The sequence below is a fragment of the Naumannella halotolerans genome (genome assembly GCF_004364645.1).
In the GTDB taxonomy this organism is placed as follows: domain Bacteria; phylum Actinomycetota; class Actinomycetes; order Propionibacteriales; family Propionibacteriaceae; genus Naumannella; species Naumannella halotolerans.
Map to the genome: position 1 here is coordinate 928,937 of NZ_SOAW01000001.1, position 13,068 is coordinate 942,004.

General features: G+C 66.7%; 13 protein-coding genes. 6 read left to right on the forward strand and 7 right to left on the reverse strand.

What is annotated here, in order from left to right:
• Positions 1–109 precede the first annotated feature (109 nt).
• Positions 110–433 carry a hypothetical protein gene (locus CLV29_RS04355; RefSeq protein ID WP_133753810.1) on the reverse strand — a complete coding sequence of 108 codons (324 nt, stop codon included), beginning with the start codon at positions 431–433 and terminating at the stop codon, positions 110–112.
• A complete protein-coding gene (locus CLV29_RS04360) occupies positions 433–1,035 on the reverse strand; it encodes an RNA polymerase sigma factor (RefSeq protein ID WP_243831718.1) in 603 nt (200 codons plus the stop codon). The genes CLV29_RS04355 and CLV29_RS04360 overlap by 1 nt, the downstream gene beginning before the upstream one ends.
• A gap of 438 nt (positions 1,036–1,473) precedes the next feature.
• On the opposite strand from CLV29_RS04360, the gene CLV29_RS04365 reads away from it, so the two are divergent.
• The gene (locus CLV29_RS04365; RefSeq protein ID WP_133753812.1) at positions 1,474–2,817 is read left to right on the forward strand and encodes a hypothetical protein; all 1,344 of its coding nucleotides are present in this window, start codon (positions 1,474–1,476) and stop codon (positions 2,815–2,817) included.
• A 136-nt stretch (positions 2,818–2,953) separates the two neighbouring features.
• On the opposite strand, the gene msrB is transcribed toward CLV29_RS04365, so the two are convergent.
• Positions 2,954–3,388: a peptide-methionine (R)-S-oxide reductase MsrB gene (gene msrB, locus CLV29_RS04370; RefSeq protein WP_133753813.1), complete on the reverse strand. Its 435-nt coding sequence runs from the start codon at positions 3,386–3,388 to the stop codon at positions 2,954–2,956.
• A gap of 75 nt (positions 3,389–3,463) precedes the next feature.
• On the opposite strand from msrB, the gene CLV29_RS16955 reads away from it, so the two are divergent.
• Together CLV29_RS16955 and CLV29_RS04375 are read left to right on the forward strand one after the other, a co-directional pair.
• Complete coding sequence (locus tag CLV29_RS16955) at positions 3,464–3,595, forward strand: hypothetical protein (RefSeq protein ID WP_279586451.1); 132 nt, start codon at positions 3,464–3,466, stop codon at positions 3,593–3,595.
• A complete protein-coding gene (locus tag CLV29_RS04375) occupies positions 3,588–4,679 on the forward strand; it encodes a DNA polymerase domain-containing protein (protein ID WP_133753814.1) in 1,092 nt (363 codons plus the stop codon). Before CLV29_RS16955 ends, CLV29_RS04375 begins: the two co-directional genes overlap by 8 nt.
• Here CLV29_RS04375 and CLV29_RS04380 read toward each other — a convergent pair.
• Positions 4,676–5,299 (reverse strand): hypothetical protein, encoded by a 624-nt coding sequence (locus CLV29_RS04380; RefSeq protein ID WP_133753815.1) that lies wholly within the window; start codon positions 5,297–5,299, stop codon positions 4,676–4,678. The genes CLV29_RS04375 and CLV29_RS04380 overlap by 4 nt on opposite strands.
• Before the next feature lie 341 nt (positions 5,300–5,640).
• Between CLV29_RS04380 and CLV29_RS04385 the strand changes: the two genes are divergently transcribed.
• Positions 5,641–6,945, forward strand: coding sequence for a D-alanyl-D-alanine carboxypeptidase family protein (locus tag CLV29_RS04385; protein WP_133753816.1), 1,305 nt, complete (start codon positions 5,641–5,643; stop codon positions 6,943–6,945).
• A 182-nt stretch (positions 6,946–7,127) separates the two neighbouring features.
• Here the strand turns inward: CLV29_RS04385 and CLV29_RS04390 are convergent, their stop codons facing one another.
• Positions 7,128–8,207, reverse strand: coding sequence for an ATP-dependent DNA ligase (locus tag CLV29_RS04390; RefSeq protein WP_133753817.1), 1,080 nt, complete (start codon positions 8,205–8,207; stop codon positions 7,128–7,130).
• A 47-nt stretch (positions 8,208–8,254) separates the two neighbouring features.
• Between CLV29_RS04390 and CLV29_RS04395 the strand changes: the two genes are divergently transcribed.
• Positions 8,255–9,109 carry a PPK2 family polyphosphate kinase gene (locus CLV29_RS04395; protein WP_208292748.1) on the forward strand — a complete coding sequence of 285 codons (855 nt, stop codon included), beginning with the start codon at positions 8,255–8,257 and terminating at the stop codon, positions 9,107–9,109.
• A gap of 209 nt (positions 9,110–9,318) precedes the next feature.
• Here the strand turns inward: CLV29_RS04395 and CLV29_RS04400 are convergent, their stop codons facing one another.
• On the reverse strand, positions 9,319–10,119 hold the full coding sequence (locus tag CLV29_RS04400) for a sirohydrochlorin chelatase (protein WP_133753819.1): 801 nt from the start codon (positions 10,117–10,119) through the stop codon (positions 9,319–9,321).
• A gap of 471 nt (positions 10,120–10,590) precedes the next feature.
• Positions 10,591–11,865, reverse strand: coding sequence for a YihY/virulence factor BrkB family protein (locus CLV29_RS04405; RefSeq protein ID WP_166649124.1), 1,275 nt, complete (start codon positions 11,863–11,865; stop codon positions 10,591–10,593).
• Positions 11,866–12,252: 387 nt separating this feature from the next.
• Here CLV29_RS04405 and CLV29_RS04410 point away from each other — a divergent pair, with 387 nt between their 5' ends.
• A complete protein-coding gene (locus CLV29_RS04410) occupies positions 12,253–13,062 on the forward strand; it encodes an LLM class flavin-dependent oxidoreductase (RefSeq protein ID WP_243831865.1) in 810 nt (269 codons plus the stop codon).
• Positions 13,063–13,068 lie beyond the last annotated feature (6 nt).

The window sequence follows — 13,068 nt, forward strand, 5'->3', positions numbered from 1 at the left end:
TGACGCCATCGCGCGCCGGTGGTCGCGGACTGCTGCTGCTCGATGTAGTCGGGGTTCCGCTCGGAGTGCCAGGCGGGGGGCCGGCACTCGCACCCGCCCCGGGCGAGGGCTATGCGCGGGACGGATCGACGCTCGGACCGGTGCTCGGGCTGGCGCTCGGACTCGGTGCGGTCGGCGACGGGGAAACGGTTGGCACCGACGGTGCCGGCGTGGGCGGAACGGGTTCGCCCACCTCCGGCAGTTCCTTGGGCTGGCTGAGTCCGATCACGAGGGCCAGCACCGCTACGGCGGCCGCCGCCGAGGTGGCCACCAGCCAACGCTGCCGGCGGCGCCGGTGCCGGTCCGCCTCGGGGTCGGCGGTCTCGGAGACGATGGTCCTCAGCATGCGGTCGGGATCGGGCAGATCACGTTCGGGAGGAAGCTGCATTCCCATCACAGACCCCCTCCCAGCATCGCGGCGATCTCGGTCGTGGCGAGCTTGCGGCGGGCGCGGTTCAGCCGGGACTTCACCGTACCGACCGGGACCCCCAGCGCAGTGGCAACCTCTGTCATCTCCAGCCCCGCCCAGGCGACCATCTCGATCACCACTTGTTGATTGTCCGGGACCCGCTGCAGAATCTCGTTGATCTGCCTCATCGCGCTCTCGTCGGCAACCCAGTCGGCAACATTGTCCGATTCCGGGCATGCGGTCCGTTCCACCTTGTCGACCACTCGTAGGTGGCGTTTCGATGCTCGCATGGCGTTGCTGGCTTCGTTGCGGGCCGTCGCGAGCAACACCGGCCGGGCCGAATCGCCGCGCAGGTCGTCCACGGAGTCGGTGCGTGCACGGCGCCACAAGCTGGCGAAGGTCGACTGCGTGACGTCCTCGGCCATCGACCAGGATGCACAGTGCCGGAAGGCGAAGTTGTAGACCACCTTGTTGTGTCGGGTGAAGAGCACGCGGAAGGCGTACTCGTCCCGGGCCTGCAGCCGTGCCCACAGGTGTGCATCGTCGAGGTCGTCCGTGGTCGACCACCGTGCCCTCGGTTCGCTCACTCCAGCTCCTTCATTCGCCCGGTCCCCGGGGACCCGGCGAGTGCCGACGATCCATCCGTCGACGAGGGAGATTCCGGAACCGTCGCGAAAGTTCCATTCCCGCTGACCGGCAGACCTGCGGGACGGGTGCGTGGGCACCGCCGCAGTACCTGTCATCGCTTCTCACATCGGGTCATTGTTCCGCCTCCCATTGATGAGGAGTCCGGCAACTGACCGGAAGTTCCAGAAACCGTGCAGGCATTGCCTTCCAGCGGACCGGCACTTGCACCGGCAGTTGTTCAGGAAGGGGGTGCAGCTCAGGCGATTCCATGATCGAAATCAGGAAACTCTTGGTCGTCCGTCTGAACCCGGGGAGGTGATTTCGGCATCAACGTAAGCAATCCGGAGACGCCGGTGTGGAACGAAGGGAATGATCATGAACAACTTGAACGCCGGTGGGTGACCGGGACTGCGATCGTCGGCGTGGCCGGTGTGCTCACCGGTTGCGTGGGTCTCGGACTGAGTTCGGCACACGCCGAGGTGACTCCGACTCCGGCTCCGACTCCGGCGGTGGGGACAACCGCGCCGGAGCCGACCGAAGGCAGCGTGGCCCCCGACAAGGCACCCAGTGCCGCGGCGACCCCGGGTGCGGACGAGACCCCGGGCACCGAGACCCCGAGTGCCGAATCGACGTCCAGTGCTGAGGGGAAGCCCAGTGCTGAGGGGAAGCCCAGTGCTGAGGGGAAGCCCAGTGCCGACGGCACACCCAGTGGTCCCGAGGCGAACGGTGACGACGAGCCATCCGGCGACGACGAAGCACCCAGCGACGACAGGAGCCCGGGTACCGACCCGAGCACGTGGGTGGACGAGTACTTCCCGGGTGGGATCAAACCGGTATGGAATGAGTTGGACCCTGACTCCGGCTCCTTCGCCCTACGGGTTCCGGTCGATGGTGGACCGGCGCTGCCGGCTGATCTGACGATGGAACTCAGCAGTGCCGACAGCCTGGAGTGTGACGGTTCGGTCACCTTCACCCAGGGCACCGACCCGGGTGCGGTCGACCTCAGTCTGCCCTGCACGGTGACCGGGATGGATCCCGCGCCCAAGGTCGGCATACCGCTGTTCTTCACCCAGGACGACGGCACCACGACCACGGTCGGGGAGACGACGAGTCCCCAGATGTTCACCGAGATGTCCGAGGACGATTCGCTGCTGTCAGCCGACGAGCTGAAGGAGGAGTTCTTGCTGGGGCAGGGGCTTGAACCGTGGTACATCCCACTGCGGGCGGGCCATACGTTCGACTTCGGCCTGACCGCCGACGCCCCGCGGGAGTTCCCCGGCGATCTCCTCCTGCAGACCGGTGACACCGAGAACCTCGACTGCCAGGACGAGATCCGGATCGTTGCAGGCACTCCGGCCGGGCAGTACCCGTTGGATGTCAACTGCACCGTGATTGCCGATGATGCTCCGGCTGCATTGGAATTCCGGGTGTTGTTCGACTTCGGTGATCGCCAGGTGGAGTTGCTGGACTGGGTGCGCGAGCAGTTCACCGAGGCCGGTTCGGAGCCGGAATCCGGGGATGCCGACGATTCGGAGAAGAACGGGGACTCCGAGAAGGCCGAGGAGTCCAGGCAGGCTGAGGGGTCCAAGCAGGCCGATCGCGCGAAGGACGGCGAGCAGGGTGATCGGACAGCAGGCAAGCTCGCGAAGACCGGCGCTCCGGGTGTGATCGGGGTGGCAGCAGCCGGGCTGGCTGCGGTCGCCGGCGGCGCCATCGCGATCGTCCGCCGCCGACTGGGCTGAGAAGGTCGAAATGATCGGGAGGTGGTCGGCGCCGACCACCTCCCGATCTCTGCTCGCCCGCCAGTCCTGCCCTCCGTGATCCGGGGCGGGCCAGGACCGGCAGGGTCGGGGTTGCGTTAGGCCGAAACCGAGGCCGTCACTGCACCGGCTGCAGCCGCATCGACACCGAGTTGATGCAGTAGCGCAGGTCGGTCGGCGTCCCGTACCCCTCACCTTCGAAGACGTGGCCGAGATGGGAGTCGCAGGCGGCACAGCGCACCTCCACCCGGCGCATACCCATCGAGGTGTCCTCGATGTAGCGGATCGCGTCGTTGTCGGAGGGTGCGAAGAAGCTCGGCCAGCCGCAGTGGGACTCGAACTTGGTGTCGCTGCGGAAGAGCTCAGCGCCGCACGCGCGACAGCTGTAGACGCCTTCGGTGGTCGTGTCGGTGTACTCACCGGTGAACGGCCGCTCGGTGCCGGCCTCGCGCAGCACTTGGTACTCGGTGGGGGAGAGCTCGGCCCGCCACTCCTCTTCGGTCTTCAGCACCTTCAGCTTCGGTGCGGGCTGTGACTGCGGGATGTTGGTCATGATCGCTCCTTCCGAGAACGAAACGTCGGCCCACCCCAGCCTATTCCGTACCGCCGATCGCCTAGTGTTGCCGGCATGGCCACGAAGCCCCGGATGATCGACGTCGACCGCTCGCCTGAGGCTGCGGAGCGGAGCAATCGCCTCGGCATCCCAGTGTTCGAGACCGCAGTGAGCGGCTTGCTCGGTGAGGACCTGAACAGTGGCTAAAGCATCAGCAGCGCAGCTCGAGGTTGGCGTTCGTGTCGTTCGGGTCTCCAGCCCCGACCGTATGATCTTCGAAGCCACCGACCTCACGCCTGCCATCTCCAAGCTTGACGTGTGTCGCTACTTCACGGCCACTGGTGAGCCACTCGTGCGGGCTCTTGGAGAACGCCCCACGGCGATGGAACGGTGGCCCGATGGATGGCGCGAGGGAATGCGCCTCGCTCTCGGTCCACAGGACCGAGAGGGTGACGGTTTCTACCAGAAGCGCCTGCCGAAGGGCGCGCCGGACTACATCCAGACTGTCCAGATCACGTTCCCCAGCGGGCGCACTGCCGAAGAGCTCTGCCCGAAGGAGCCAGCAGATTTCGTGTGGGCCGCACAGATGGGGACCCTGACCTTCCACCCGTGGCCCGTGCGGCGCTCCGATGTGGACCACCCCGACGAGCTACGCATCGATCTGGATCCGCAGGAAGGCGCGACCTTCGCCGATGCGCAGAGGGTTGCTGCGGTGACGAAGGAGTTGCTCGAAGAACTCGGTCTCCGGGGTTACGCCAAGACCAGTGGCAACCGAGGCATCCACATCCACGTTCGGATCGAGCCTCGCTACAGCTTCGACGAAGTGAGGCACGCGGCCATCGGTCTTGGCCGCGAGCTGGAGCTGAGGGACAGCGGCGTGACGACGAAATGGTGGAAGGAAGAGCGTCCTGCCGGCTCGGTCTTCCTCGACTACAACCAGAACCTCAGGGACAGATCCGTGGCCGGCGCGTGGTCGCTTCGAGCAAGGCCTGGTGCGCCGGTGAGCACACCCATGACGTGGGAACACCTGGCCTCGGTCAAGCGACCTCAGGACTACAATCTCGTCACCGTGCCTGACTACCTGAAGGACGGCGACCCTTGGGAGGGCATGGACGCCGAAGCGTTCTCCTTGGATCCGCTGCTCCAACTCTGGGAGGAACTGGAAGGCGGAGAGCTCAATTTCCCGCCGGACTATCCCAAGCAGCCAGGTGAGCCGCCGCGCGTGCAGCCATCCAAGAAGGTGGCAGAGCACTGGGACGAACATGGCAACCGGATCGAGAAGCAGAGCTAAGGGCGCTGGTCGGCCGACAGCAGTTGTGGCACGCGCGAGGTCCCGGCGATATGAGCTCCGAGACTCGCGCCGATGCGGTTCGAGATGTTGATGACGCGAGCGAAGTCGGCCTGGAGGTCGCGACTGTGGATCGGCTCGTGATGGGCTATCCGATTGCGCAGGCGTCGGAGGTCGTCAAGCTCAGCGTGGAGTTTGCGGCGCCGCACCTGCCCCTCGAACGCGTACCGTATGGCTGGTTGCCAGAGCCGGCGGTTGTACTCGTCGGCGAGGAGCGACCACCAGAACCCGAACGGCAGCTCGGCAACGATCTTGCCGTGGGGCGCGGCACTTCCTCCCGCCTGGGCCAGCGCGATGACGACAGCCTTACGGGACCGCGGGGTCAACACGGACGAATCCGGCCTGAGCCATGAGGTCTCGATCAAGGTCGATGCAGCCTCGTCCATGGCGTTGCGAAGACCGACCTCGAGGTAGTGGAGGGACTCAAAGAAGGCGGCTGAGACCTTGGCGTTCCAGTCGTAGAGGCCAATTGCTTGCTCCCAGTCGCCGTCGCATACGGAAAGATAGGGCGCCATGCGGGCAGCCGAGAGCAGCTGTAGCAGCGTCCTCTGCTCCCGCGACATGCCAGATCCTCCGGTTGGTCTTGTCGGAACGAAAGCGTAGAGTTGACCACTGACAGAGAGCCCCGGGATCTACGGCGTAGCGGCGCAGGCCAGCGAAACCCCCCGGGGCCTTGTCGTGTCTGGGCTAGGAGGTGCCGTGCTGAGGCTCAAAGGCCTTCTCGCTGGTGCACACCGACGGCGGCATCTCGACATGGGTGGACCTGAAGGCCTTTTCGACAGGATCGAAGCCCGCATCGAGGCGATCGTCCGAGCAGGAAGAACCCGGCCAACTGGGCGGCAGAATCGTGAGGTCGTCGGTTCAGGGTTCGGCTCACCCGACACCGGCCGGTTAGGCTCCCGGGGTGTCGCCCACGAGCAGCCCCCGCCGCAGCCGATCCGGCCCCGCGAACTCCCGTCGCCGGCTGCTGATCGCCACCGTTGTCCTGCTCGTGCTGGCCGTGCTGGGGGGTGGCGGTTGGTACGTCGGCAGTGCTGCGCTGGCACCGCTGCCGGCCGCTGCGATCACCACGACCGCCCCACAGATCGAGGCTCCCACCGACGATGCCGAGGTCGAACTGCCCGACTACGGCGCCGGTGCCGTTGCCGCGCTCGGCTACGACGGCGCCACCGGCCTGCAGGACCCCGACGCCGCACTCGCACCCCTGGTCAGCTTCGGTTCTGCCGATGCCGTCCCCATCGGCAGCATCGCCAAGGTGGTGACAGCACTGATGATCGTCGACGCCGAACCCCTCGACGGGGGCGACGGGGAGATGATCACCTTCACCTCCGAGGACGTCGGTTACTACGAGGAGACGATCGCCGCGGGAGGGTCGAATGCACCGGTCAGCGCCGGGTTGGAACTCACCGAACGGGAGGCGCTGACCCTGGTGCTGGTCCCCTCGGCGAACAACTACTCGAAGTCCTTGGCGATCTGGGCCTACGGGTCCTACGACGAGTTCCTGGAGCGCTCGCGTACCTGGCTGGACGAGCACGGGATGCCGAACACGGTCATGGCCGATTCCAGCGGGTTGTCCTCGGAGACCGTCAGCACGCCGGAGGATCTGCTGCGGTTGGGCCAGCTGTTGGTCGCCGATCCCGACCTGTCCGAGATCGTGGCGCTGGAGTCGGCGACCATCGACGGAGTGGGCACCGTCGACGGCACCAATGCGCTGCTCGGGCGAGACGGGATCGACGGCATCAAGACCGGTACCACCACTCAGGCGGGATCCTGCCTGCTGTTCTCCTTCGATCAGGAGGTCGACGGTCAGCTGGTGACGATGGTCGGCGCGATCATTGGAGCCCCCAGTCACGGTGTGCTGAACGACGACCTGCTGGAACTGATCCCCAGCTTCAACGACGAGTTCTCCACCGTGGAACTCACTCACAGCGGTCAGAGCGTTGCGACCGCGCGAACCGTCTGGGGACAGGACACCGAACTGCTCAGTACCGAGGACCTGACGGTACGGGCCTGGGGCCCGGTCGAGGTCGAGACCGAGGTCGTGACACCGGAGATCCAGACCGTCGAGGCAGGTGCGAGCCTGGGTGAGTACGTCGTGTCGGTCAACGGCCAAGTTGACGAGGTCCCGCTGCGTTCCGCGGCGACCATCGACGATCCGGGCATGGGCTGGCGTCTGACCAATCCCGAGGAGATCCGCGGCGGCTCCTGATCAGGGCCGTGCCGAATCGGCCGGTCGGTACGCTGCGCCGCCTGTATGGGCGATCGAATCGTCCCGGCGACCGAGTTCGTCTCGGCTGCAGGCCGATCCCCGCTGGCGAATCCACGGAAGGTTGCTTCGTCCCGAGGCGCTGCTGCGGCGCCCAACTTCGGGCGGCGCAGTTGGCCCGGGTCTCAGAGCGGTCCGAGGATCGAGCGCAGATCGACACTGGTTCGTACCCCGAGCGCCTCGAAGGTACATTCCCGGGGCAGTTTGTCCGGCCGGAAACCGACGAAGGCGGCATTGCTGCGGAACCGGCGATCATCCTCGAGGTGGTCGTAGACCACTTCGCAGACGAGTTCGGGTTCGAGCAGATAGGTGTCCTCGTCCGGTCCGCCGCTGCGCGGCCCGGGCGTGGGGCGCCGTGGTGAGTCCGGGGTGAGCGGGCCGGTCCACGGATGGGCATCCCACTGCGGGGTGCCCGGGCTCAGTGCCAGTGGCAGCAGTACCTCCAACAACTGCTCGCGGAGGGTGAAGCCGAGGCCCGAACAGGCCCCCACCCAATTGAGGCGACCACGTTCGTCGTACACCCCCAGATGCATCACTCCGAGCAGCGGTCTGCTCGGGGAGGAGTTCTTGTGCAACCGGAACCCGCCCAGCACGACATCGGCGTCGCGGCGATGCTTGATCTTCCACATCGACCGGAGGCCGGGGTGGTAGCGACCGTCGAGCGGTTTGGCCATCACCCCGTCGAGCCCATTGCCCTCGAACTCGTCGAACCACTGCTCGGCGACCTCGATGTCGGTCGTCATCGGGCTCAGGCAGATCGGCGGTTCGGCATCGGCGAGCACATGTTCCAGCAGCTCGCGGCGTACCGCGTAGGGCTGGTCGAGCAGTGAGCGATCGTCCAGTGCGAGCAGGTCGAAGACGATCACCGACGCCGGACGCGATGCGACCAGTTTGCTGATCTTGTACGGAGCCGAACCGGATCGTTCCAGCAAGCGGGTGAACTTCAGGCCGTTGCCGTCGATCACGACCAATTCACCATCCAGGACGCAGCGCGCGGGGGACTGTTCCTTGACCGCGACGATCACATCGGGGAAGTACGCGCTGAGCTCGTTGCCAGAACGGCTGAAAATCCGGACCTCCTCGTGATCACGGAAGATCAGCGCCCGGAAACCGTCCCACTTCGGTTCGTAGGCCATGTGCTGGGGGATCGAGTCCGCGGTTGCCGCCAGCATGGGTTTCAGCGGCGGCTTCAGGGGCAGATCCATGGGGGTCAACCTAGTCGGCCGCGGCACACTGGGGCAGGATGACGCCCATGGCTGACCAGATCTCCGACCTGCTCCGACTGCCCGATGGTCCGGTGAACCTCGCCGGCCACGATCCACGAGCCACGCCGGGTTTCCCGTCGAAGAAGGGGAAGCAGGAGCAACCGGCACTGATGGCGGAACTGGCCACCGAGCTGGGTGGTCTGCAGGAGCGGTTGTTCGCAGCCGGCCGGGCGCAACCGCGAACCGCACCGTCGGTGCTGGTGATCCTGCAGGGGATGGACACCTCCGGCAAGGGAGGGGTGATTCGCCACGCGGCCGGCCTGATGGATCCGCAGGGAGTCGCGATCAAGGGATTCAAGGCGCCCACGAAAGAGGAACTTTCCCACGACTTCTTGTGGCGGATCAGGCGTGAGGTACCCGGACCGGGCATGGTCGGCATCTTCGACCGCTCGCAGTACGAGGACGTGCTGGTCGTCCGCGTGGATCGACTGGTGCCGAAGCGGGAGTGGGAGACCCGGTTCGAGCGGATCAACGACTTCGAGGCCGAACTGGCCGAATCCGGCACCAAGATCATCAAGTGCTTCCTCAACGTGTCCTACACCGAACAGGGGGAGCGGCTGATGGAGCGGCTCGATCGCCCGGACAAGCACTGGAAGTACAACCCCGGGGATCTGCAGGTCCGGGCGAAGTGGGACCGGTATCAACTCGCCTATACCGATGTCCTTCGGCGTTGCCACACCGAGGTGGCGCCGTGGTACGTGATCCCGTCCGATCGGAAGTGGTACCGCAACTGGGCGGTCGCGCAGCTGCTGACCGAGCAGCTCAGGAGCCTGAACCTCGGCTGGCCGCCGGCGGACTTCGACGTGGCCGAACAACGCAGGGCGCTGCTGCAGACCATCTGAGGTTGACGGGTGATGGTAGGTGCCGTCGTCGGCGGCGATGTCGGCATTTGAGGTCGCTTTTCGGCCACTGCTGCCCTATACGGCAGCAGTGGCCGAAAACCGACTCTTTGTGCCGAGCAGAGTGCCGGCTGGCTGGGCGGATCGCACCGGACAAAGAAGTGCCGGCAGGCGCCCGAAGGCACCTGCCGGCGTGGTGGATGTGTTGTTGATCAGCCGACGACGCTGAGCGATGGCTTGATCTCGGCGTCGGAACCGATCTCACCGAATCCGAAGTCGATCAGATCCATGGCTGCCACCGCGTAGCGGGCCAGGGCGAGATCCAGTACCGCCGGATCGGCGCCGAGCGGCTGCCCGATCGCGACCGCCCCGAGTCGCTGCGCCTGACGGGCGCAGGCCAACCAGCTCTGATCGCTGGACAGACTGAGGGAGCCGACCGCAATGTGTCGACGTCCCTGCTCGCGCAAGGTGGCGATGGCTTCGGACACCGCGGCCGGACCGGACTCGGTGAAGACCGGCACCGCGGGCAGCTTGTGGTGCTGCCCCCACTGCCGGGCTCGTCGGGCGAGCAACGAGGCTCCCCGGGAGTCGGGCTGGCCATCGGCCAGGAGGACCAGGCCGTCCAGTTCGCTGACTCCCCGACGCCGAACTGCCAGACGCAGCTGGGTATCGACCTGGTTGAGCAGCCCCGCCTCCGGGCCGATCGGGCCCGCAACGGCGGTCCGGATCTGCGGGTGGGTGGCGGCGGTCCGCTGGACCAGTTCACTCACGCGCGGGTCGGTGACGAACGGGCTGGACAACAACAGGGGGACGAAGGCGATCTCCTTGACTCCGGACTTGGCCAGATAGGAGACCACCTGCGGGCCGGTCGGGGGACAGTGATCGAGGAACGCAGCCTGCACATCAAGATCGGGACGCATCTGCTGCAGCCCCACACGCATCGCGTGGGTGACCTGGTTGACCTGGGTATCAGAGCTGCCAGCGGCCAAGAGGACCAGTGTGGGTGCGTTCATGGGGCCAACTCTCGCGGTTCGGACAGGCGTCCACAAGCTGAGATACCAAAATATGAGATTGCGTATCAAATACTGGGATTAGACGCACCAGGCCGCGGGTTTGGGACGTGAGAAATGTCTGCCGATCGAGTGCAGGATCCGGGATTCGGTCCAAGTCCCGGGGCAAATTGCAGCTGTTCCGAGGTGCTCGCCGCTCGTGCTGAGCGTCGCCGGAGGGCTCGGTGCGTGGGCCCGGTGGTGCGAGGGGGTCGGTGCGTGGGCCCGGTGGTGCGAGGGGGTTGCTGCGTGGGCCCGGTGGTGCGAGGGGGTTGCTGCGTGGGCCCGGTGGTGTGAGGTGCTCGGTGCGTGGGCCCGGTGGTGTGAGGTGCTCGGTGCGTGGGCCCGGTGGTGTGAGGTGCTCGGTGCGTGGGCCCGGTGGTGTGAGGTGCTCGGTGCGCGGGGTCGGCGGTGCCGGGCCGTCGTTGTCCGGGCTCAGTGGGTCCGGGGGTGTCCATTGCCCAGTGGTGCCGCGTCGTCGGGATGGGTGGTGTCGCGGTTGCTGGTGTCGCGGTTGCTGGTGTCGCGGTTGCTGGTGTCGGGATGAGTGCCGCTGTCAGGTTTGGTCGTCTCGGGGTTCGATGGTGACGACGCCCCGGGGGCCGCGCGGGCGGTGCGACCGCACTCGTCCTCGTCGGTGGAGCCGGAGACGTCTGCGTCGGTGGGGTGCGCGTCGTTGGGGCCGGAGATGTCTGCGTCGTTGGGGCCGGAGATGTCTGCGTCGTTGGGGCCGGAGATGTCTGCGTCGGTGGGGTTCGAGTCGGTGGGGTTCGAGTCGGTGGGGTTCGAGTCGGTGGGGTCCGAGTCCTCGGCGTTCGGGTCGGCGGTGCTCGGATCGGTTTCACCGGAGCCGGTGTCGGGGTCGGCCAGCGGGGAGATCGCGGAGTTCAGCGAGGCGCCGATCAGGATCGCCAGCGACATCAGGTAGAGCCACAGCAGAAGGGCGATCGGGGCGGCCAGGGGTCCGTAGATGGAGGTGGAGTCACTGCTGATCGCCAGCACCACGCGCAGCAACTGGCTGCCGAACACCCACATGAGCACGGTCCAGACGGCGCCGGGCAGATGGCCGATCCAACGCTCGCGGCGCGGCACCGCGACGAAGAACATCGTGGTCACCATGGCCAGCAATCCCAGACCGACGACGGGCCAGTAGAGGTCGACCAACCACTCCAGTCTCGTCGGCAACAGGTCGGCAATCAGTTGCGGTCCGCTGAGCATCAGCGGAATCAAGATCGCGCCGGCGATCAGCATCGCCAGGAATGCCAGGAAACTGAGTGCCCGCTGGCGGACGAAACCGCGGTTCTCCAGGCCGTACATCAAGGTCACCGTCTCGATCAGTACCGCGATCGCCCGCGACCCCGTCCACAAGGCGATCACGAAACCGATGGAGACCACGTCGAATCGGCCGGAGGACAACACCTCATCGATCGTCGGCGCGATCAGGCTGTCGATCGTCTCGCTGGTGAGGAACTGTTCGGCGATGCCGAGGATCTGGTCACGGATCTCGTCGATCGTCGCCGGCTCGAACCGATTCACGGCGAAGCCGATCATGCCCACCAGGGCGAAGACGATCGGCGGCAGCGAGAGCAGGGCGAAGAAGGCCGACTCGGCAGCCAGTCCGATCATTCGGAAGCTGATGCAGTCGTGGATCACCTGCACGGTCACCGACCACGCGCGCCGGGGCAGCTTGGCGAGGGCGGCGCGGATCACCGCTCGATTGTCGCAGGGCAGCGCCGCCCGCGGGGTGGGCGCGCCGAGGATCGGTGCGGGTGGCCGGTCCGTCCGCGGCCTCGACCCGGCGTGGCTGGTGCCCCGGGGTGCGGGGTGGCCTGTGTCGGGGCTGCAGGGATGCGGGAAGGTGAACGATCGTTGCCGCCGCACCCTTGGCTGCCGCGAGGGATTGTCGGGGTTGCTTCCTGAAATCTCCACCGGTCTCATGGAATGAACAAACTCTAGTTACAAACTAGAGAATGCGTACAGACCTCAACGGGTACGGGCCCCGACGTACAGCTCGGACTGGCGATCGGGTCCCACCTGGATCCGGGCCAGTGGCGTGACCTCGCTGCCGCGGCCGAGCTTGCGCACCTCTCCTTCCTGATCATCGAACCCGGATCGGGGCGATCGCGCCTCGACCCGTTGCTGGTCGCCTCGCTGCTCGCACCGCTGACCTTCACGGTCGCGGTGGTGCCGAAGGTCCAGGTGACCCACCTGGAGCCGTTCCACATCTCGAAGGCGCTGGCCACCATCGACCACCTGAGCGCCTGGCGTGGCGCGCCCCGCGCCGGCTGGGTGGTCGATGTCGACACCACCGACGCGGCCGCCGAGATCGTCGGGCTCCGCCCGGCGCCGTCACCGGACGAGGCCTGGGAGGAGGCAGCCGAGGTCGCCGATGTGGTGCAGCGGTTGTGGGACTCCTGGGAGGCCGATGCCGAGATCCGCGACGTGGCGACAGGCCGGTTCATCGACCGGGACAAACTCCACTACGTGGACTTCGAGGGCCGCCACTTCAGCGTCAAGGGTCCGTCGATCACCCCGGCACCACCGCAGCGCCAGCCGGTCACCTTCGTCGCAGCCGGCGTGGACACCGCACCGGTCCAGGAGTTCGCCGACATCCTGCTGGTCGACGAGGACACCGTCGAGACGACCACCGATGGCCGCCGGACGGTGCTCGACCTCACCGTCGACCCCGACCGCCCGCTGCTGGAACAGCTCCCGGTCGGGCACCCCCACGCCGGGTTGAACTTGCGGGCCGAGGACCCCTTCGCCCTGCTCGACCTGCTGGTCGACAGCGCAGCGGAACTGCAGACCGCGGGGCTGGCGACCGGCAGTGCGCTGAGTCTGCGTCAGCGCTTCGGGCTGCCGCCGGCGGTCAACCGTTACGTAGAGAACCACTCCATCACTGCCTGAGGGACC

Coding starts and splice junctions, on each gene's coding strand:
- CLV29_RS04400 (WP_133753819.1), bottom strand. CDS start 10,119: ATGAACGCACCCACACTGGTCCTCTTGGCCGCTGGCAGCTCTGATACC.
- CLV29_RS04355 (WP_133753810.1), bottom strand. CDS start 433: ATGGGAATGCAGCTTCCTCCCGAACGTGATCTGCCCGATCCCGACCGC.
- CLV29_RS04380 (WP_133753815.1), bottom strand. CDS start 5,299: ATGTCGCGGGAGCAGAGGACGCTGCTACAGCTGCTCTCGGCTGCCCGC.
- CLV29_RS16955 (WP_279586451.1), top strand. CDS start 3,464: ATGGCCACGAAGCCCCGGATGATCGACGTCGACCGCTCGCCTGAGGCT.
- CLV29_RS04390 (WP_133753817.1), bottom strand. CDS start 8,207: ATGGATCTGCCCCTGAAGCCGCCGCTGAAACCCATGCTGGCGGCAACC.
- msrB (WP_133753813.1), bottom strand. CDS start 3,388: ATGACCAACATCCCGCAGTCACAGCCCGCACCGAAGCTGAAGGTGCTG.
- CLV29_RS04395 (WP_208292748.1), top strand. CDS start 8,255: ATGGCTGACCAGATCTCCGACCTGCTCCGACTGCCCGATGGTCCGGTG.